The sequence below is a fragment of the Acinetobacter sp. YH12072 genome, assembly GCF_013419565.1.
In the GTDB taxonomy this organism is placed as follows: domain Bacteria; phylum Pseudomonadota; class Gammaproteobacteria; order Pseudomonadales; family Moraxellaceae; genus Acinetobacter.
Genome location: NZ_VOZV01000043.1, coordinates 1 through 21,307, shown reverse-complemented (window position 1 = coordinate 21,307; position 21,307 = coordinate 1). Strand labels below are relative to the sequence as shown.

Below are 21,307 nucleotides of genomic sequence, written 5' to 3'. Positions count from 1 at the left end.
TCATGAAATACGGTATTCTGATGTGACAAAACCTGAATCCTGGTCGTTAAAGTGTTTGTTTGCACTCATATTTTAACTGTTAGGACTCAGGTTTTTTTATTTAAAGCAAACTATGGGACAGCAGTGCCCTCAGGCGCTTTTTTTATTGCAGGATTTATGCAGTCTTACGTAGATCTTTACGCAGGATTTTGCCTACGTTAGATTTTGGTAATTCATCCATAAATTCAACATAACGTGGGCGTTTATAACCGGTCAGATTTTCTTTTGCAAATGCCAGAACTTCTTCAGTCGTCAATGAAGGGTCTTTCTTCACCACAAACAGTTTTGGCACTTCACCTGATTTTTCATCTGGTACACCAATTGCAGCCACTTCCAGTACTTTTGGATGTTTTGCAACGACTTCTTCAATTTCAGAAGGATAAACGTTGAAGCCAGAGACCAGAATCATGTCTTTCTTACGGTCAACGATTTTGATGTAACCACGTGAATCCATAACACCGATATCACCGGTACGGAAGAAGCCATTTACCATCACTTTATCGGTTTCATCCGGACGGTTCCAATAGCCTTTCATCACCTGTGGACCACGGATTGAGATTTCACCCTGCTCACCGAGTGCAACTTCATTACCGTCATCATCCAGAATTGCAACTTCAGTCAAAGGTAACGGAATACCAATCGTACCGCTAAATGCTTCAGATGCCGGTGGGTTCGCAGTTGCTACTGGAGAAGTTTCAGACAGGCCATAACCTTCAATGATGTTAGTGCCAGTAATTTTCTTCCAGGCTTCTGCAGTAGAAGGCAGAACAGCCATACCACCGCCCATCGCCATTTTTAAACGGCTATGATCCAGTTGCTTGAACTCTTCGTTGTTTACAAGCGCATTAAACAGCGTGTTCACAGCAGGGAAGAATGTTGGCTGGTATTTACGTAATTCTTTCATCACCGCAGGCAGGTCACGCGGGTTAGGAATCAGAACGTTCGCCTGACCTTTATACATGCCGTAAAGTGCACAGACCATGAAAGCAAAGATGTGATAAAGCGGTAAAGCACAGAAAATACGGTCATCTGGCTGGCCATCTTGCGCACCGAATTTGCTCTGGAAGATACCGTCACACTGCAACAGGTTAGCAACCAAGTTACGATGGGTCAGTTCAGCACCTTTAGAAACACCAGTAGTACCACCTGTGTACTGAAGTACAGCAGTATCACTTAAAGTCAATTCAGGGCGTTTATAGTTGCTTGGGTTAACTTTATTCAGGGCTGCATTGAACTTGATGTGGCCTGGAATATCCCATGCCGGAATCTGCTTACGTACTGAACGCAATACAAAGTTCACCAAAGTACCTTTTAAAGCACCCAGCATGTCACCCACAGAAGCAACCACGACGTGCTTCACAGGCGTTTTGCCAATAATTGACTGATAAACGCTGGCAAAGTTCTCAATAATGACGAGAACTTCAGCACCAGAATCTTTTAACTGATGCTCAAGCTCACGTGATGTATACAGTGGATTTACATTCACCAGTACTAAACCAGCGCGGAACACCCCCAATGCTACGACCGGATACTGAAGAACGTTTGGCATCATTACGGCAACACGTGTGCCTTTTGCCAGACCCAAACTTTGTAAATATGCTGCGAATTTACGACTAGCTTCTTCCAACTCATTGAACGTTAAAGTCTTATCCATAAAGATAAAGGCATCACGTGAGCCAAATTTTTGGAAATTGCGTTCAAAAATATCAACCAGAGATGTATTTTCTGCTGGTAATTCTACAGTTTCTGGAATCCCTGTTTTTTGGTATTCAGCGAACCAAATTTTTTCCATAATGCCAATCTCTCCAATCATAATCCTTAGTAGTTCAACTGTTTTTTTCAATGCTGCACGTCATTTTTTAGACTTGTATATGTGCAACATTGCATCCATTTGTCGAATCGTTACTCATATATAACGTATTTCGATTCATGGATGCTAGTATTATCTTTGAATCAACAGTTTATTTGCTTTTTGATATCCACGTGGTAACAGGGTTCCTTTAGAGCCTCGTTTCCCAATATATTTTTGCAGGTCATCCCCTTTAAGTTTTAATTGTTGCTGTCCTGCAAGCACTTGAATTATTTCATCAAGTTTTAATATTGTCATGGATAAAATTTGATCTTTATCTTCAAGTTGTATCAATTTATTACCTTTACCTTTATTCAATACAGGTAATTCCGACAGATCAACAATCAGCAGACGACCAGCTGAACTGAGTAGTGCAACATGAGTTGCATCTTCCAGCGGTTGCAGGTTCATGACCTGTGCACCTTCAGATAGATTCAGGAAAGCCTTACCAGCTTTGGCATTGGTATCCAACTGCTTGGCTTGGGTTTTAAATCCATAACCTTTGCTGCTGACTGCCAGGATTTCTGCATCATCTTCAGCCACCAATACCTGCTTGAAACCAACTCCACTTGCCGGAGAAAGTTTTGAACTCAACGGTTCACCGAGTCCTCGTGCCGATGGCAGGCTATTGATTGGCAAGCCATAGCTACGGCCACTATCATCTAATACATAGACGCGTTGATTAGACTTACCTTGGGCATGACTGAGATACTGATCGCCCGCACGGAAATTCAGATTTTCAGCATCCACTTCATGCCCTTTAGCACAGCGAATCCAGCCCGCTTCAGACAATACTACCGTTACAGGATCCGCTGGCAGCATTTCAGTTTCATCAATAGCAGCGGCTTCGGCACGTTGCACGATTGGAGAACGACGATCATCCCCAAATTTCTTGGCATCTTCTTTTAGTTCATTGATGATCAAAGTTTTTAAAGACTCAGGATTCGCCAGCTGTTCACGAATCACGGCAGCTTTAGCTTCCAGCTCTTCCTGTTCGCGGCGCAGTTCCATTTCTTCAAGCTTGGCCAGATGACGTAGCTTGAGTTCTAAAATGGCTTCGGCCTGAATCTCATCAATACCAAAACGTTCCATCAACACTGGTTTAGGCTGATCTTCCTCACGAATAATCCGAATCACTTCATCAATATTCAGGTAGGCAATGATCAAACCGCCGAGAATATGCAGGCGTTTTTCGATCTTATTCAGATGATATTGCAGACGGCGAGTGACTGTAGTTTTACGGATTTCGATCCATTCCAGCAGAATACGACGAATCGATTTCACCTGTGGACGGCCATCCGCGCCAATCATGTTCATATTGACACGATAGCTGGATTCCAGATCTGTAGTCGCGAACAGATGGCTCATTACCGCTTCAGCATCAATACGGTTCGAACGCAATACCACCACTAAACGTGTTGGATTTTCATGGTCAGATTCATCACGAACATCAGTGACCAATGGCAGCTTTTTCGCCTGCATCTGGTCCGCGATCTGACTGATAATTTTTGAACCGGATACCTGATATGGCAATTCGGTAATCACAATTTCATTTTTATCAATAGTGTATACCGCACGCATGCGATAGCTGCCACGACCTGTCGTCTGGATTTTAAGCAGCTCTGATGGTGGCGTAATGATTTCCGCTTTGGTCGGTAAATCCGGTCCCGGAATGTATTCTGCCATTTTGGCATCGGTCAGGTTCGGATTACGGATCAGGGCGATAGTACCTTTCACCACTTCGCGCAAGTTGTGAGGCGGAATATCGGTCGCCATCCCCACAGCAATCCCGGTGGTACCATTTAACAGGATATTGGGAACACGTGCCGGCAAGTTGATCGGTTCTTTCATCGAACCATCAAAGTTATCCTGCCAGTCACAGGTACCCTGTCCCAGCTCGGATAAAAGCAGTTCACTATATTGTGACAGTTTGGCTTCAGTATAACGCATCGCTGCGAAGGATTTAGGATCATCCGGTGAACCCCAGTTGCCCTGTCCTTCAATAAACGGATAGCGATAACTGAATGGCTGCGCCATCAGGACCATGGCTTCATAACAGGCCGAGTCACCATGTGGATGGTATTTACCCAGCACATCCCCGACAGTACGTGCCGATTTTTTCGGTTTGCTGGTCCATTTAAGACCCAGCTCACTCATGGCATAGACAATACGGCGCTGTACCGGTTTCAAACCGTCACTGATATGTGGCAATGCACGATCCATAATCACGTACATGGCATAATTTAAATAAGCTTGTTCGGTAAATTCGGCTACGGAACGGTTTTCTGTCGCATGATGCGCAAGGCTTGTCATAACAACCTATAATCCTAAAATTCGTTTTTGTATCAATGTTTCTTATGCTAAGTCGCGGCTGTGGGCTGCACAAGGGCAGTAAACTACACAGCGCGACAAATCGTGTCTTATGGGCTAAAAATATCCACTTTATAGCAGCTGAGCAACTAAAAAATCACCAACCTTATAAACCCATGGACTCTAGCGTCTTGCCCTTGGTCTCTTCACCCAGGACTAAAATGACCACAGCTACTGCGATTAATACTGCAGTAAACATGGTAAAGACATAACTGAAACCATTTGGCATCCCCATCAAATGCGTTACGGCAAAAGGTGCAGCAATCCCGCCAATACGGCCAATTGCACCCGCCCAGCCTGAGCCGAAAGCACGAATATTGGTTGGATACTGTTCTGGGGTATAAGTATAGAGAACACCCCATGCTCCCAGATTAAAGAAGGACATCAGACAGCCCCAGATCACAATTTCAGTGACACTACCGGACTGGCCAAAGAAATAGGCTGAAATCGCACACATGCCGATAAATCCAGCCAGAGTCGCCTTACGACCGAGTTTTTCGACTAGCCATGCTGCCGCAATATAACCTGGCAATTGCGCCAGAATCATGACCAGGACATATTCAAAAGACTGCACGATGGTATAGCCTTCCTTGACCAGAAGGCTTGGTAACCAGGTAAAAATACCATAGTAGGAGAAAACGATCCCAAACCAGATCAGCCACAGCATCAAGGTTCGGCGGGCAAAAATACCACTCCAGAGCTGGGTAAACGAGATATTCTGCTTGGCAGCCACAGGTTTAACTTCAAAGATTTCCATGACTTCGACGCCGCATTTGCGCTCAATCTTTTTAACCAGAGCCTGTGCTTCATCTACCCGGCCACGATTGATCAGATACGGTACCGACTCAGGCACCAGTTTCCAGATTACGATGGCATACAGTGCCGGTATCCCGCCAATCATGAATGCAGCTTGCCAGCCAAAATCAGGAATCACAAAACGTGACACCAGTGCAGCCACCAGCCAGCCCAAGCCCCAGAAACTTTCCAGCAGCACAATGAAACGACCACGTACCCGTGCCGGGATATATTCACTGACCAGTGTCACCGCAACCGGCAACTGACCACCCAATCCCAGACCGACAATAAAACGAAATACCAGTAACCAGGTCAGATTCGGCGCAAAGGCACAGGCAGCAGTCGCCAGACTATAAATCACCAGCGTACTGGCAAATACCGTTTTACGTCCCCAGCGATCTGCCAGTCCACCTGAAAAAATCGCCCCAATCGCCATACCGATAAAACCGATCGAAACCACCCAGCTTTTCTGGTCAGCGGTCATCTGCCAGTCTTCAGCCATTTTCGCCAGAATAAAGGAAATCAATCCTGTATCCATGGCATCAAACATCCAGCCAAGACCAATCACCCATAAAAGAGTGTAGTGGAACTTGCCGATCGGCAAGCGCTGTATCCGAGAAACTAAATCCATAACAAAAATCTCTGATCAGGTGAAACGGGAGATGCTGCTGTCCCAACAGGAGGTTTGATTTTTTATTTTTTTATACTACGAATACGTACGCCTACGGGAAGTTTTCCCTCCCGCAGTTACCGTAATTCATATCAAGATTCGTCTTTGGATGAAGCGGACTGTTCGTCATCATCCTTATAGATAAACTTCGGCATTTCCAGACCGAAATAGATCGCAATCAAACGCAAACTAAAGCCAAAAATCAGGGTGGAAATAATGGTCAGTTCGAGTGACAGACCGAAATTGCTGCAGAGCCAGTAGAAGATGACTGCAACAAAGGAAATACTGGCATACAGTTCACGGCGGAAGACTAAAGGCACATCATTACATAAAATGTCACGTAAAATACCGCCCGATACTCCGGTCAGAACCCCGGCGACCGCACTGACTACAAAACCATGCCCCATTTCCAGCGCAATCTGGCAGCCAATGATGGTAAAGCCAATCAGGCCCAAGGCATCCAGTACCAGGAAGATATTGCGTAAATGGCGCATCCATTTGGCAATCAGGATGGTGACAAAGGCGGCACAGCAAGTCAGCACCAGATATTCCGGGTGTTTGACCCAGGTCAAAGGATAATGGCCAAGTAGTACATCACGTACCGAACCACCACCGAGCGCCGTAACACAGGCAATAATCGTGACCCCAAACCAGTCCATACTACGCCGACCGGCAGACAAGGCTCCGGTCATGGCTTCAGCGGTAATTGCAATAATATAGATGACGGTCAGTAACATCGCCCTGCTTCCACCTGAGGCTATGAGATGGCGGCTATTCTAAGCTAAATCTATGTGAAAATTATAAAAAATGCGCACAACATTGCTTAAATTTTTTCCCGGAGCCACAGATGCACGGCTGTTTCATTGTAAACTGTTGATCTGTCGTTGGATCTAGAAAGTACCAGCGATTCTCGAACTTTACAAAATGTGAAATTTCATGATGAATCTGGGCCTGCTTGCCATCGTGATAATGTGCTTTGAACTCGACCAGCGCATGGGTCTTGTCCAGCTTTTCATTGGCCTGCACGATTTCCAACTTCAGCCATTGATTGGTTCTACTCCATTCAGCAATGGCTGGCATGTCCAAAGCCTGCTGCTGTCCACGGGCAGTAGTCTGCTGGATATAATCAATTTCATGCTTGGCAAAGGCACTATACCGCGAGCGCATTAATTGCTCGGCGTTTTGAGCCAATTGCTGGCCCTGATGTAGTGGCTGGCAACAGCTTGCGTATTCACCTCGTCCACATGGACATGCTTCTGACATCTCAATTCCATAAAAAATAGCCCGACAGTGCGGGCTATTTTAGCAAACTTTTAGCTTCGTCCTTCGGGCGCTGAACTAGTCTTTCCGGTTCGCTGGGGCAATGATATGCACCTTATCAATCTTGTGGCCGTCCATCGTGACCACCTCAAAGATATAATCATCTGCTTCGAGCTTTTCGCCATTTTCTGGCAAGCGCCCCAGATGGAACAGAATATAACCCGACAATGTCGAATATTCTTCCGTTTCATTGACCAGATCGCGATCCAGAAGCAGTGACACATGGCGAATATCAGTTGAACCATCCAGAATCAGGCTGCCATCTTCTAGACTCTCTACGGCTGCTTCTAGCTGGTCTTCATCCGGGAATTCACCGGCAATCGCTTCCAGTACATCAATCGGTGTCGCCACGCCTTCAATGGAACCATATTCGTTCAGTACTAAAGCCATTTGTAGCGGTGCCTGACGCAACTGATCCATGACCATCAAGACCTGAGCATTTTCATGTACAATCACAGGTTCACGCAGATGTTTTTCGAAGTCCAGAATACCTGTTTCGATGTATTCATTCAGGACTTTATGGGTCAATACCACACCGGCAATATTGTCCAGTTCACCACGCGCCACAATCAGGCGTGAATGGCTCATATGCAATAACTGCTCTTTGATGCTGGCATGATCATCTTCCAGATCAATCCATTCCAGTTCAGGACGTGGTGTCATCACCGATTTCACCGGACGTTCTGACAGGCCAAGTACGCCCTGCACCATAACGCTATGGTAGACTCCACTTTCGTCGTCATCAAAGACTTCATCAGCAAAGGCACGAGTCGCCAGTACATCTTCCGGTTCAGAAGAATCATTGTCCTGAGCCGGTTTACCGCCCAGCATACGCATTACGGCAGACGCAGTACGGTAACGCATATCAGTTGTCGTCACCATTTTTTCCTGATTGCGTTTCATGGTCTGGTTAATGAATTCCACAATCACCGAGAAACCAATCGCGGCATACAGATAGCCTTTTGGAATATGGAAACCGAAGCCTTCAACCACCAGCGAGAAACCAATCATCATCAGGAAGCCCAGACAGAGAATCACTACTGTCGGGTGCTTGTTGACGAAATCCATGAGGGCTTTAGAGGCCCACAACATGATACCGACCGCAATAATCACGGCGATCATCATCACAGACAGATCTTTGACCATACCAACCGCAGTAATCACGCTGTCGAGCGAGAACACGGCGTCCAGTACCACGATCTGCACAATCACCATCCAGAACACCGCCTGAACCGGATTTTCTTCCTTGGTCACAGGTTTGGCTTCCAGACGCTCATGCAGCTCCATAGTGCCTTTAAACAGCAGGAATACACCACCGAATAATAAGATCAGGTCGCGTCCTGAAAATGGATGCTCAAAGATATGGAATAGCGGTTCAGTAAGCGTTACGACCCAGGCAATCGATGCCAGCAACACCAGTCGCATTAACAGCGCCAAGCCCAGACCGGTAATACGCGCTGCATTACGCTGTTCGGGTGGAAGCTTTTCCGCCAGAATTGCAATAAAGACCAGGTTATCGATCCCGAGTACAATTTCAAGAACAATCAGTGTGAGTAAGCCAATCCAGGCAGAGGGATCTGACATCCATTCAAAAATCATTGCATCTGCTCCTCTAACCGAGGAGAAAAGCAAGTATTTGCATGATGAGATACAGGTTGATACCCGACTTGAATTAAAGACTTGATAATGTGACGTTTTACTGAATTAAAGCGCCAACTTCGACTACCCATGTGAGTTCTATTGTAGTAAGACAGACTTTCAGTATATCAAGAACAGCATGAAATTCACCTGTTTTCATCCGGGATTATGGATGAATTTGAATGAAAGATTTTGTCCTAAAATGAGGTCTGCTCATGGAATTGTCATATTTGTTAACTAAGTTATAGTAAGTAGATAAAAAAATGATAAGGTGAAAAAAATAAATGCAAAGTGTAATGGAAATGACCGATTATTTTAATGATAACTCCCCAAAAACAACACGCCCGCTAGTAGCTTTATATTGTGGCTCTCGTGCCGGCAACAAACCGATTTATCTGGAAAAAGCGATTCAACTGTCACAAGGTCTGGCCGAACATGGTTTTGGTCTGGTCTATGGCGGCGCCAGTATTGGTCTGATGGGCCAGGTGGCAGACACCATGATTCAGCATGGTGGTGAAGCGGTGGGCGTGATTCCGGAATTTATGCTGGATTATGAGATTGCCCATCCTCAACTCACAGAACTGCATATCGTCACCAGCATGCATCAGCGTAAGGCCATGATGGCAGATCGTGCCTGTGCCTTTGTCGCCTTGCCGGGTGGATTGGGAACCTTTGAAGAAATTCTGGAAATTGCGACCTGGGGTCAGCTGAACCAGCATCAAAAACCGATGATGCTGTATAACGTCAATGGCTTTTATAATCCCCTGATTGCCCAGCTTGATCTTGCGGTGCAGGAAGGCTTCTTGCCGCCCCAACATCGGGCTAAACTGATTATCTGTGAACATGCAGATCAGATTTATACCACCTTGCTGAATCTGGATGCTCCGCAACGTTTCGTCGTTTAAATTTTCTTGTCTGCTTTAAATAGCAATGATTTAAAGCCATAAAAAAGCGAGCTTGATGCTCGCTTTTTTCATTTATACATGCCAAGACATTAACCGGAAATCGTGTGATAGAACCAAGGCAAAGTCGTCGCCAGAAACACACTAATGGCTAGACCAAACATCAGTTTCATGGCATCTTTGCTGACATTCCGTGAAGTACGGTGCTTGTTGACTTCGGTCACCAGCATCGAAATCGCAAATTCACGACCGGCCAGTAACCCCAGGAATACCCAAGTGGTACTCATCGGGATGTTACTCCACTCTTTGAACACCAGCAGAATCAATGCATAAATAAAGTCGATAATCGTAGCAGAACGGACATCCGTCACCCCGGTCTTGGTATCAACAATATTCTGGATAGCTCCACCACGCTGGTAAAGAATCATGCCCAGCAGGATGACAAAGACAGAAATGGCAAAGATCAGGAACTCAAACGGCACCTGACGCGGCACATAAACAAAGATATTAGCCAGATCCTGGATCAGCCACTGGCTCCACAGAAATGCCGTAGATAGCCATTGCAAGGCCATCCACATTGGGGAGTGTTGCTGATCACGGGTTTCACTGAAATAGACCGCGAGTTTTTTCATGACCAGACGATAGATCACAATCGCCACAAAGAAAGCGACGGCGTAACCCATCATTGACTTGGTCAGCATGGAACCCAGACTGCTCGGGGAGAAAATCGTGAGCACCAAGAAAGTAGTACTGACCGGAATGCCATATTTGGTCAAAATGATCAGTAAAAGAGGCGGTACCACATATAGCCAGGTGACCCCATCTTCAGGGAAAGGAATGGTTTCCAGACGTCCATAAGAGGCATCCCCTACCCCAGAAGCAAACCAGCCATACATTAACACCACAACCAGAATAGTACTGATGTAAATCCAGAGTACCCACCATGGGCGATGTGAGTTCGATGAAATAAATGTTCCTAATGTTTGCGGAACATCATTCCCCACGATGGAATAGGCGGCCAGACAGAAGCCAACTACCATCAGAATCTCGATGGTCATAAGTACAAAACCTTTTACTAGACAGTTCCCAGTACAGCAGTTCTGGAAGTTTGCCCCAGATTATGACGGTTTTATTTCATTTTCATGACATTTCCGTCATATTTTTTTGTAGCCTGCTCCTTAAAAAGAAGCTTGAAGTGTTCCAAAAATGACATATTTATGAATCTGTATCAATTTGAGAGGTTCGCAGTATAGAAATATATCTTTTACCCTTTCCTCTTCAATAACTGAAATCAGGCTGTGAATTCATTAGCATTTTGTCTACACGACTCCTATTCACAATCGTTTTTATTTCAGTCACACTGCTGCATAGATTTCTTTAAACTATTCAAAATAGATGATTTTTTAAATCCATGAATGTCACTCCTACGCATCAATCCCTACAACCTGAATTCAGACTGCTGGTCTTGCTGGTATCGATTGGCTTTTTCATGCAAGGCCTGGATACCACGATTATCAATACCGCCTTGCCTGCGATTGCCAGTAACCTGCAGGAAGATCCGTTACGGATGCATAGTGTGGTGGTGGCCTATGTGCTTTCTGTGGCAGCCTGCATTCCCTTAAGTGGCTGGCTGGCAGATCGCTTTGGGGTTCGGAATATCTATTTTGCAGCGATCATTATTTTTGCTCTGGCCTCACTCGGCTGTGCCTGGTCTGAGAATCTGAATGAACTACTGGTTTATCGGGTATTTCAGGGCATTGGAGGTGCTTTGCTGCTTCCAGTCGGACGACTGGCCATGCTGAAAATTATTCCTCGTACCCAGTTTCTATCCGCTATGAGTCTGATGAGTCTGGCAGGACTAATGGGTCCTTTAATCGGTCCAACCTTAGGTGGCTGGATGGTGGAATACCTGTCCTGGCACTGGATTTTCCTGATCAATCTGCCGATTGGTCTGCTGGGTGCATTGATTACCTTTAAAGCTATGCCGAATATCACTGAACCGACGGTACAGCGTTTTGATTTTGGCGGTTTTATTCTACTGGTCATCGCAATGATCGGCTTGTGTCTAGGGATTGAAAACTTTGCCAATCCACAATATCCACTCTGGTGGAGCTTAAGTCTGGTCGGAAGTGGTCTGATTGCCTCACTCATCTATGCCTATCACTCACATACTCATCTGAATGCGCTTTTTCGCAGTAAATTATTTAAAAATAAGATTTATTCGATTGGTATTCTGGGTAATTTCTTTGCCCGGCTCGGCGGCAACTCGATTCCGTTTTTGCTGCCTTTAATGTTGCAGGTCGCTTTTGGTTTTGAACCTTTTATTACCGGTTTACTGATGATTCCAACGGTACTCGGTTCTTTAGCATCTAAACCGATTATCCGCAAAATCATTCAACGTTTTGGTTATCGTAGAGTCTTGTTGATCAACACCTTGCTGGTCGGTCTATGTATTGCCAGTTTTGCCTTGACTACGGCGGAAACCCCTATCTGGCTAAGAGCCATTCATTTCTTTGTGTTCGGGATTCTGAATTCGCTGCAATTTGTCTCAATGAATACGCTGACTTTAAAAGATTTAAGCCAGCAGGATGCCAGCAGTGGTAACAGTTTTCTGTCGATGATCATGATGCTGTCAATGAGTATCGGGGTGGCACTGGCAGGTACGCTAGTGAATATGTTTAGTGCCTACTTCGGCCCTGAGCAGCTGGATAATGCCTTCCACGTTTCGCTGCTCTGTCTAGGCTGTATTAACATTATTGCTGCCTATATTTTCTGGCATATCCCCAAAAACACACCAGTCTAGGGCAGAATATAAACTCGATATGAATATCTCTAGATTAGGCCACCGTGCACATGAAAGCAGCTCCCACTTCTAGCAACTGGAAAAAACACTCAGTGATTGCAGTCGGGCTGCTGATTACGCTTGTGGTAACCACTGTGCTTTATCTGCTGGTTTTCAAACAGCCTTCAGCGCATGCAGCAGATTATCCGATTCATGGTTTTGATGTTTCCCATCATCAGAAAGAAATAGACTGGAAGAAAATCCCAAAACAGAAATATAAATTTGTCTATTTAAAATCCACAGAAGGTGGTGATTTTAAAGATACCAAGTTTCAGGAATACTGGCTGCAGGCCCGCGAACAGGGCTTTCTGGTCGGTGCTTATCATTTTTATCGGCTTTGCCGTGATGGCAGTATTCAGGCTCAGAATTTTATAGAGTCTGTTCCGCGTAAAATGGATGCCCTGCCACCCGTAATGGATCTGGAATATGACAGCAAATGCATCAATCACTATTCCAAAGAGCAGATGCTCAAGGAAATCCGGATCATGCATGATGCCTTAAAACACCATTATGGCAAGCAGCCGATCTTCTATGTGTCGAAATCTTTTTATAACATCGTGCTGGCGGGAGAGTTTACTGACGTACCGCTCTGGGTACGTGAGTACCAAGGTTTACCAGATTTAAAGGGTCAGCCTAAATGGACCTTCTGGCAACATACCAGTCAAGGTGAAATTCCTGGCATTGCCCGTACTGTGGATCTCAACGTGTTTTATGGCTCAGAGCAGGACTGGATCAAATTTTTACAGCAGAACAGTATTCCCACCCAGGATCAGCCCAAGCCTCCGGCCAAGAAATAAACCTAATTTCTCCCTGATTCAACCATGAAATGGATATTGAATTATTTAGACAGGATATGCTTCGTCTTGAATAATACTTTAGCCTGTTTACTTGTCAATCCGGTCTCTTCCCAATCCAGCTAAAGCCACTTAAGATACTGGATATGCGCAAAATTATTCATATCGATATGGATGCCTTCTACGCCTCAGTCGAGCTGCGTGAGCGTCCGGAGCTGAACGCTCTGCCTGTGGTGATTGCCTCGCATCATCCGCGGGCAGTGGTCGCGGCTGCCTCCTATCCGGCCCGCGAATTCGGACTGCGCTCTGCCATGCCGATGACTCAAGCACGTAAGCTCTGCCCTCAGGTCATCGTGATTGAACCAGATTTTGCCAAATACCGTCAGGTCTCTGGTCAGATTCATCAAATATTTCAAACTTATACCAAGGTCATCGAACCGTTGTCTCTGGATGAAGCTTATCTGGATGTCACCGAAAATTTGCAGCAGATTCCGAGTGCCACTGAAGTGGCAATGCGCATTCGTGAAGATATTTTTCAAACTACTGGACTAACCGCTTCTGCTGGCGTGGCGCCGAATAAATTTCTCGCCAAGATTGCCTCTGACTGGCATAAGCCGAATGGAATCTGTGTTATCAAACCTTCACAAGTACAGCGTTTTATTCAGGATCTTCCACTGAAGAAAATTCCCGGTGTAGGCAAAGTCACTCAAGAAAAACTAAAAAGTTTGAATCTGGAAACCTTGGGAGATTTACAGCAGATTGAAGAAGCGATCCTGATTCAGCATTTTGGCAAATATGGACGGCGCCTGTTTCTCTATGCTCAAGGTATTGATGATCGGCCAGTTGAAGCTGAACGGGAACGCCAACAGATTTCCAAGGAAACGACTTTCGATGATGATCTGTATTTACCGCAATGCCAGCCTTACTGGCAGCCATTAATTGCCCAGCTCTGGCAGAGTCTGGAAAAAAAACAGCTCTCTGCCCGCGGGGTTACTGTAAAACTGAGAATGAAAAATTTTCAGACCATGCAGCATAGTAAAAGCTTCAGCCAGCTGCTGCGTAGCCCGCAAGAACTGGAGCAGGCTTTACACTTATTGCTTCAAGAGATGCATATTACTCCTCAACTGCAGTTTCGGCTGATTGGGCTTGGCGTCTATCAGCTCGCTGCACGTGAAACAGAAACGCAATTGCTGCTACTTTAAGCCTATTTTGTACAAGTATTAGACGTTAGTTTAAAAATACGGCAACTTTGTTTTTACATTTTGAATTTTTGGAGTACTCTATCTGCGCAATGCATTATCCATGTATGTGCTGAGATGCTGAAAATCACCTTTACTTTCAGCATACTGTCCTGTGATTGGCGTGACGATCAAATCCGAATATTACAGGGCAACTCTGATGTATCTCATGGAATCCCTCCCTGCATGTCCTCTGTAAATTCTTCTGTTATTCAAGAACGACGCGCGCGTAAAGCGGCGTTATCCAGTTTTGTTGGTGCTGTTGTCGATTGGTATGATTTTCTCCTTTACGGCATTGTTGCGGCCTTAATTTTTAAAGACCAGTTTTTCCCAAGCATTGGTGCCAATATGGGTACCTTGGCGGCTTTAGCCACCTTTGGGGTAGGCTTCCTGTTTCGTCCTCTAGGCGGTGTGGTATTTGGTCATTTCGGCGACAAGCTCGGCCGCAAGAAAATGCTGGTTCTGACTGTGGTCCTGATGGGGATTTCCACCGTCGGGATTGGTTTTTTACCTAATTTCGAAGCCATTGGCTGGTGGGCACCGGTTTTACTGGTGACCCTGCGTGCCATTCAAGGCTTTGCAGTCGGTGGTGAATGGGGTGGTGCTGCCCTGATGGCGGTGGAAAATGCCCCTAAAGGCAAAAAAGCCTTTTATAGCAGTGGTGTTCAGGTCGGCTATGGCGTAGGTCTGGTACTGGCAACGGGTGCGGTATCCGTTATTATTGCCACACTGGGTGAAGAGGCTTTTGCTGAATGGGCTTGGCGCATTCCGTTTATTGCCAGTATCGTGCTGATCGGGATTGCGATGTGGATTCGCCGTGATCAGGATGAATCTCAAGAATTCGTAGAGAAAGTGATTAAGGCAGATCATCATCCAGAAAAACTGCCAATCTTGCAGGCCATCAGCAAACATCCTAAAGCTTTCTTTTATATTATTGCCTTACGTTTGACCGAACTGCTGACCATGTATCTGGTCACCAACTTTGCCCTAAACTATTCCACCAATAATCTGGGCATGGACAAACAGTTCTTCCTGAATATCACCCTGATGGTCGGTGCGATCAGCTGTTTCAGTATTCCTTTCTTTGCCTGGCTATCGGATAAAATCCAGCATAAAACCATGTGCGTCTGGGGTGGTCTGATCGGTGCACTGTCTGCCTTTCCGTTTTTTATGGCACTGGATGCACAAAATACCTGGATGATTATTGTTGGCGCCATTCTACTGGCCAATGTCGCGCATGACATGGTGGTCAGCGTGCATCAACCGATTTTTACCTCGCTATTTGGTACGGAATATCGCTATAGCGGTGCCGGAGTCGGTTATCAGGTCGCCAGTATTATTGGTGGTGGTTTTACCCCAATGATTGCAGCCTCCTTAGTGATTTGGGGTGATGGTTCATGGCATTATGTAGCCATCTATCTTGCGATAGGCTGCCTATTGACTGCATTAGTCGCAGCCTTGATGCCAAAAACCAAGGATTAAGCTGATGTCTGTTCAACGTTTGCATGTTTCACAACGCTTTTCTGAGATCGCCATTGCCGGCAATCTGGTTCATCTTGCCGGCCAGCTGGCGACAGATCTGGATCTGGATATCAAAGGTCAAACCCAGCAGACACTGGATATTATCGATCAGTTCCTGGCGGATGCCGGTACCGATAAAAGCCAGATCATGTCTGTGACGATTTATCTCAAAGATATTGAAAAAGATTATGCAGCGTTTAATGAAGTCTGGGATGCCTGGGTATCGGATATTCAAGCCCTACCCCGCACCTGTGTCGAAGCTAAACTGTATGATCCACGCGTGTTAGTGGAACTGACTGTCGTAGCCGTCAAACCTGAATAGACTTCTATTCAGGCCTAATTGCTACTCATCTAAAATAGAAAAAAGTATGCACTTGGCATACTTTTTTCGTTTAGGTTCTATCAGTTTAATGCTTTGACTTTACGTCGTTCCAGATCTGAATAGAGATGATATTTTTTGAGATCATTCACAGCGGTAAATCTCTGGTCTTTACTGGAATGCTCCTGCTCACGCAGGAAATCTCCTCGTAACTGATAATATTCCGGTACATCTTCATAGCGAATGACCCGATAACCGGCCATAGTCAACAAGGCATCCTGAAATTGCGCCTGCTGTGGACGTTTTAAAATCACCGGATCATCGACGGCTACAATGGCAACAATCTGGTATTGCTGATCCAGAATCACAAAATCTGCAATCAGATCACGATACTTGTGCCGGGTACGACCAAATTTGGTAGTAAGTAGTGCATCATAAGAAACATGGGCCAGTACAATATAATCAGGCAATACTTCTTTCAGGCGTGTAAACGTCAGTTGTTCATTTGGATTAAAAATAGCGCGCTGTTTTAAGGCGCTGTCTTGCGGTTTTGGGCTATTCCTTAGCTGCTTCCATGCCATGAGCACAACACAGAACACCAAGAAACTCCCTATAATCATATAGGTGGTCATGACTCAATCCTTGCATTCTTATAATCATTCTTGTTTTATTGTTATCCAGTATAAACCCATACTACTTTTAAAATTGCCCTGCTACCATTCTGTGTAGAGACCAATACAATTCGTAGCAAAACTTGATTGCCGGTTACTTAAAAACCGCTTTTTGCTATTTCAATAGAAATTAGGGTTAAATCCTTATACGCGACTGTAAAATAGTCTCCTGATAGATCGCAATATAAATCGGTTGAACTGTAAGACAATTCCGACAAAGTGTTATTTTTATATCATTTTTCAAAAATTTAAATCGACTAAAAATAAAATATTTTACATTTTAATTGAGAACCTGAAAGCCGCATCAATAAAGTCTGAACATAAAAAAAGACACCCGAAGTGTCTTTTTTATCAGCTTAATCAAGCACGTGATTTTGGCTTTGATTTTGCTTTAGGTTTAGGGCCGCCGAATGGCTTTTTCGCATCACCCGTTTCACGCGGTGGCAGACCAGTATGCTGGGTCAGAATCTGGCCTTTTTTCGGACGGTTATTTTGAGCCTGACCACGATTACCTGGGTTAGCAGTACGTTTCTGTGAATCACCCGCTACAGTCGAATTCTTCTTACGTGCAGACTGGTATTGTCCATCTGTACCAGCAGGTTGATAGGTTGGAATCAGATGCTGTTTCGAGTTACCAATCAGATCCTGACGCCCCATTTCCTTTAAAGCTTCACGCAATAAAGGCCAGTTGTTTGGATCATGATAACGCAAAAAGGCTTTATGCAGACGACGACGTTTCTCACCTTTCACGATGTCCACATCTTCAGTATAACGCGCGACTTTCGCCAGCGGGTTTTTACCGGTGTAGTACATGGTGGTTGCAGTGGCCATTGGTGATGGATAGAAGGTTTGTACCTGATCGGCACGGAAGCCATTCTTTTTCAACCAGATAGCCAAATTCATCATGTCGTAATCGGTGGTACCCGGATGCGCCGCGATGAAATAAGGAATCAGATACTGTTCCTTACCGGCTTCTTTACTGAAACGGTCAAACATCTGCTTGAAGCGGTCATACGTCCCGATCCCCGGTTTCATCATCTTGGATAATGGACCTTTTTCGGTATGCTCTGGCGCGATCTTCAGATAACCACCCACGTGATGGGTGACCAGCTCTCTGACATATTCCGGATTCAATACAGCAAGGTCATAACGCAGACCTGATCCAATCAGAATCTTTTTAATACCCGGTAAAGCACGTGCTTTACGATACAATTGGGTCAACGGTGCATGGTCGGTATGCAGGTTTTGACATACGCCCGGGAACACACATGAAGGTTTACGACAGTTTTTCTCAATTTCAGGATCTTTACATGCCAGGCGGTACATGTTGGCCGTTGGACCACCCAAGTCGGAGATAATACCGGTAAAGCCTGGTGCGGTATCACGAATTTTTTCTACTTCACGCAGGATTGATTCTTCAGAACGGTTCTGAATAATACGACCTTCATGCTCGGTGATCGAACAGAAAGTACAGCCACCGAAACAGCCACGCATAATGTTCACCGAGAACTTGATCATGTCAAAGGCCGGAAAGCGTGCATTACCATAGGATGGATGCGGCAGACGTGCATAAGGCAGGTCGAACACATAATCCATTTCTTCGGTAGTTAATGGAATCGGTGGCGGATTGATCCACACATCACGTTCACCATGTTTTTGTACCAAGGCACGCGCGTTCCCTGGATTGGTTTCCAGATGCAGAATACGGTTCGCATGTGCATACAGCACAGGGTCATTTGCCACTTTTTCAAAAGAAGGCAAACGAATCACTGCCAGTTCACGTGGTGGTAATTTATGTTTAATTGCTTTAGAAGCTGGTTGTAGCTGCACAATTTGCGTATCTGGATCTAAATTGTCCCCTTCACGCACGATTGGGTTGGCTACCACTTCTTTCTGGAAATTCTGGTATTGGCTTAAGCTGTTGCCTTTATCTTTTTCAATTTCACAACCATCAATATCTTCGCTCATCACATAGGGGTTGATGATCGGATCGACACGGCCAATGGTATCGACATCATTGGATGCGATTTCCACAAACTGGGCTTTCGCAGCACGGTTATGTTTATTGATAATGAATGCGGTACCACGAACATCAGTAATCTGATGAATCTTTTCACCCTTAGCCAGGCGATGCATGATTTCAATGATCGAGCGTTCGCCATTACCGTACATCAACAAGTCCGCTTTAGAATCCATTAAGATCGAACGACGGACTTTATCTGACCAGTAGTCATAATGTGCGATACGACGTAATGAACCTTCAATACCACCGAGTAATACCGGCACATCCGGGAAAGCTTCACGACAACGTTGGCAATAGACGGTTGCTGCGCGGTCTGGACGTTTATTCGGCTGGTTATCTGGAGAATAAGCATCATCTGAACGAATCTTACGATCCGCCGTATAACGGTTAATCATCGAGTCCATATTACCGGCAGAAACGCCCCAGGCAATATTCGGCTTACCGAGTACACGGAAGGCTTCTACATTAGTCCAGTCCGGCTGGGCAATAATCCCCACGCGGAAACCTTGTGCTTCGAGCACACGTCCAATGATCCCGGTCACAAATGACGGGTGGTCAATATAGGCATCACCGCAGACAAAAATAAAGTCACAACTGTCCCAACCGAGTTGGTCCATTTCCTCGCGTGACATCGGCAAAAAAGGCGCGGGTTCAAAACATGACGCCCAATATTTGTCGTAATCAAACAACGCTTTAGGCGCAGTCTGAGCGGTATAAGCAGTAGACATGGCTAGCAATTCTCGGCTGGCAGATGGAAGATCAGAAAAGTGATCAAAGATGAAAGCCGAGTATTTTAGCATGAATTCGGCTTAGGTTGCTTGATTATAATTTATACAAAAACAGCTTTAAGACCTTTATTAGGAATATATACTCATCCTGATTTTGAAGAATCATTTATAGGTTTTAAACGCTGTGCCATCAGCAAGCCTAATCCTAAAATAATAGCGATAAATACACTTAGTCCTAACCATCCGGAATTTTCCCAGACCAGTCCACTCGAACTTCCAAGTAAGCTTGAACCCAGGTAGTAACAGAACAAATAAAGGGACGAACCTACCGCACGATACTGTAAGGATTGCACCGATACCCAGCTACTAGCAGTTGAATGAGCCGCAAAAAAGGAAAAGGTAAAAATCAGCAAACCAATAAAGACTAAAGCCAAGTTATTAATCAACATTAAGGCTAAGCCAAACAGCATGGTACAAAGCATGGCGGCAAGTACCCTATAACGTCCAAACTTCCTGCTCCAAGCTGCGGCTCGTGGCGAGCTATAAATTCCGGCCAGATAAGTAATCGAAATCAGACCAATCCAGACATGAGACAATTCAAATGGCGCTTGAATCAAACGATAACTCAGATAGTTAAATACCGAGACAAATCCCCCCATCAGGATAAAGCCCTGTAAAAACAGAATTCTTAATTTAGGATCACTCAGATTCTGTTGAAATGCTCTGATAAAACGGCTGAATTGAATTGGATAAGCCTGAAAGTGTCTGGACTTAGGTAATAGAAAATAGAAGGTTATAGCGATACATAGGTTCAGTAACCCAATGATCAGAGTCGCAGATTGCCAAGAAATAAAATCGACCAATGTCCCTGCGATCAACCGTCCGCTCATGCCCCCAATCGCAGTTCCGGAAATATACAGCCCCATGGCAAAGCCCACATCCTGCTCTACCACTTCCTCTCCAATATAAGTCATCGCCACGGCTGCCACACCACTGACCGTTAAACCAATCAGTACTCGTGTGGCTAGAAATATCGACCAGATTGGCAGTAAAGCACTGAGTAACAGTAAGACTGAAACTGAAAATAACGACCAGACCATTATCGGCTTACGGCCAAAATGGTCTGAAATCAGACCAGTAAAGATCAAGCCAATAGCCAAGGCAATGGTAGAGAAGGAAAGTGGAAAACTGCTTTGTGTTGGAGAGATATGAAAATAATCCGCCAGAATCGGCATCATCGGTTGGACACAATACAGCGATGAAAAAATCGCGAAACCCGCCAGAAATAAGGAGAATAAAATAGCTTTAAAAGCAGATGAACCATATGCGATATGGCTTGAAGATGAATTTGAGGACATATCCGCTCCATGAACCTGCTCAGTATACGCCTCTCAATTCGCCTTTTATGTGATGATTCAGTTTAAATAACCATCGAATAATTAATTTTCTTAAACCCCACGCATAAAAAAAGCCCCCTGCGTGAGCAGAGGGCTTTTGGAATAATGAGCTGGCGATGACTTACTCTCACATGGGAGACCCCACACTACCATCAGCGCTAAGAGGTTTCACTTCTGAGTTCGGGAAGGGA

16 protein-coding genes are annotated in these 21,307 nt (G+C 45.1%); 6 read left to right on the top strand and 10 right to left on the bottom strand.

Annotation, left to right across the window (positions count from 1 at the left end; all coding sequences use genetic code 11):
* Positions 1-154: 154 nt before the first annotated feature.
* From FTU19_RS14335 to FTU19_RS14310, 6 genes are all read right to left on the bottom strand, one after another.
* Positions 155-1,831, bottom strand: a complete 1,677-nt coding sequence (locus FTU19_RS14335) for an AMP-binding protein (protein ID WP_180025469.1) — start codon at positions 1,829-1,831, stop codon at positions 155-157.
* Positions 1,832-1,981: 150 nt separating this feature from the next.
* Positions 1,982-4,201 carry a DNA topoisomerase IV subunit A gene (gene parC, locus FTU19_RS14330; RefSeq protein WP_179992219.1) on the bottom strand — a complete coding sequence of 740 codons (2,220 nt, stop codon included), beginning with the start codon at positions 4,199-4,201 and terminating at the stop codon, positions 1,982-1,984.
* 163 nt (positions 4,202-4,364) lie between these two features.
* A complete protein-coding gene (locus FTU19_RS14325) occupies positions 4,365-5,684 on the bottom strand; it encodes an MFS transporter (protein ID WP_180031583.1) in 1,320 nt (439 codons plus the stop codon).
* Between the two features lie 131 nt (positions 5,685-5,815).
* Positions 5,816-6,460: a trimeric intracellular cation channel family protein gene (locus FTU19_RS14320; RefSeq protein ID WP_034169794.1), complete on the bottom strand. Its 645-nt coding sequence runs from the start codon at positions 6,458-6,460 to the stop codon at positions 5,816-5,818.
* Positions 6,461-6,521: 61 nt separating this feature from the next.
* A complete protein-coding gene (locus FTU19_RS14315; RefSeq protein WP_034169795.1) occupies positions 6,522-6,986 on the bottom strand; it encodes a YchJ family protein in 465 nt (154 codons plus the stop codon).
* A 75-nt stretch (positions 6,987-7,061) separates the two neighbouring features.
* Positions 7,062-8,642, bottom strand: a complete 1,581-nt coding sequence (locus tag FTU19_RS14310) for a TerC family protein (protein WP_104426943.1) — start codon at positions 8,640-8,642, stop codon at positions 7,062-7,064.
* 323 nt (positions 8,643-8,965) lie between these two features.
* Here FTU19_RS14310 and FTU19_RS14305 point away from each other — a divergent pair, with 323 nt between their 5' ends.
* Positions 8,966-9,586 (top strand): TIGR00730 family Rossman fold protein, encoded by a 621-nt coding sequence (locus FTU19_RS14305; RefSeq protein ID WP_034703864.1) that lies wholly within the window; start codon positions 8,966-8,968, stop codon positions 9,584-9,586.
* Between the two features lie 89 nt (positions 9,587-9,675).
* Here the strand turns inward: FTU19_RS14305 and FTU19_RS14300 are convergent, their stop codons facing one another.
* The gene (locus FTU19_RS14300) at positions 9,676-10,641 is read right to left on the bottom strand and encodes a hypothetical protein (protein ID WP_159123941.1); all 966 of its coding nucleotides are present in this window, start codon (positions 10,639-10,641) and stop codon (positions 9,676-9,678) included.
* A gap of 353 nt (positions 10,642-10,994) precedes the next feature.
* On the opposite strand from FTU19_RS14300, the gene mdtD reads away from it, so the two are divergent.
* The 5 genes from mdtD to FTU19_RS14275 all read left to right on the top strand — a co-directional run bounded on the left by mdtD (position 10,995) and on the right by FTU19_RS14275 (position 16,300).
* Positions 10,995-12,386 carry a multidrug transporter subunit MdtD gene (gene mdtD / locus FTU19_RS14295; RefSeq protein ID WP_179992221.1) on the top strand — a complete coding sequence of 464 codons (1,392 nt, stop codon included), beginning with the start codon at positions 10,995-10,997 and terminating at the stop codon, positions 12,384-12,386.
* A 50-nt stretch (positions 12,387-12,436) separates the two neighbouring features.
* Positions 12,437-13,222 (top strand): GH25 family lysozyme, encoded by a 786-nt coding sequence (locus tag FTU19_RS14290; protein WP_180131705.1) that lies wholly within the window; start codon positions 12,437-12,439, stop codon positions 13,220-13,222.
* 143 nt (positions 13,223-13,365) lie between these two features.
* Entirely contained in the window at positions 13,366-14,421 is a 1,056-nt protein-coding gene (dinB, locus tag FTU19_RS14285; protein WP_180048220.1) for a DNA polymerase IV, read from the top strand.
* 222 nt (positions 14,422-14,643) lie between these two features.
* Positions 14,644-15,939 (top strand): shikimate transporter, encoded by a 1,296-nt coding sequence (shiA, locus tag FTU19_RS14280; RefSeq protein WP_179992224.1) that lies wholly within the window; start codon positions 14,644-14,646, stop codon positions 15,937-15,939.
* A 4-nt stretch (positions 15,940-15,943) separates the two neighbouring features.
* Positions 15,944-16,300: a RidA family protein gene (locus tag FTU19_RS14275; RefSeq protein WP_005233436.1), complete on the top strand. Its 357-nt coding sequence runs from the start codon at positions 15,944-15,946 to the stop codon at positions 16,298-16,300.
* 80 nt (positions 16,301-16,380) lie between these two features.
* Here the strand turns inward: FTU19_RS14275 and FTU19_RS14270 are convergent, their stop codons facing one another.
* The 3 genes from FTU19_RS14270 to FTU19_RS14260 form a co-directional block, all read right to left on the bottom strand.
* Positions 16,381-16,929, bottom strand: a complete 549-nt coding sequence (locus tag FTU19_RS14270) for a DUF2726 domain-containing protein (RefSeq protein WP_166136543.1) — start codon at positions 16,927-16,929, stop codon at positions 16,381-16,383.
* Positions 16,930-17,328: 399 nt separating this feature from the next.
* Positions 17,329-19,719: a YgiQ family radical SAM protein gene (locus FTU19_RS14265; RefSeq protein WP_180034235.1), complete on the bottom strand. Its 2,391-nt coding sequence runs from the start codon at positions 19,717-19,719 to the stop codon at positions 17,329-17,331.
* 143 nt (positions 19,720-19,862) lie between these two features.
* Positions 19,863-21,077: an MFS transporter gene (locus FTU19_RS14260; RefSeq protein WP_180070098.1), complete on the bottom strand. Its 1,215-nt coding sequence runs from the start codon at positions 21,075-21,077 to the stop codon at positions 19,863-19,865.
* Positions 21,078-21,307: the final 230 nt, after the last annotated feature.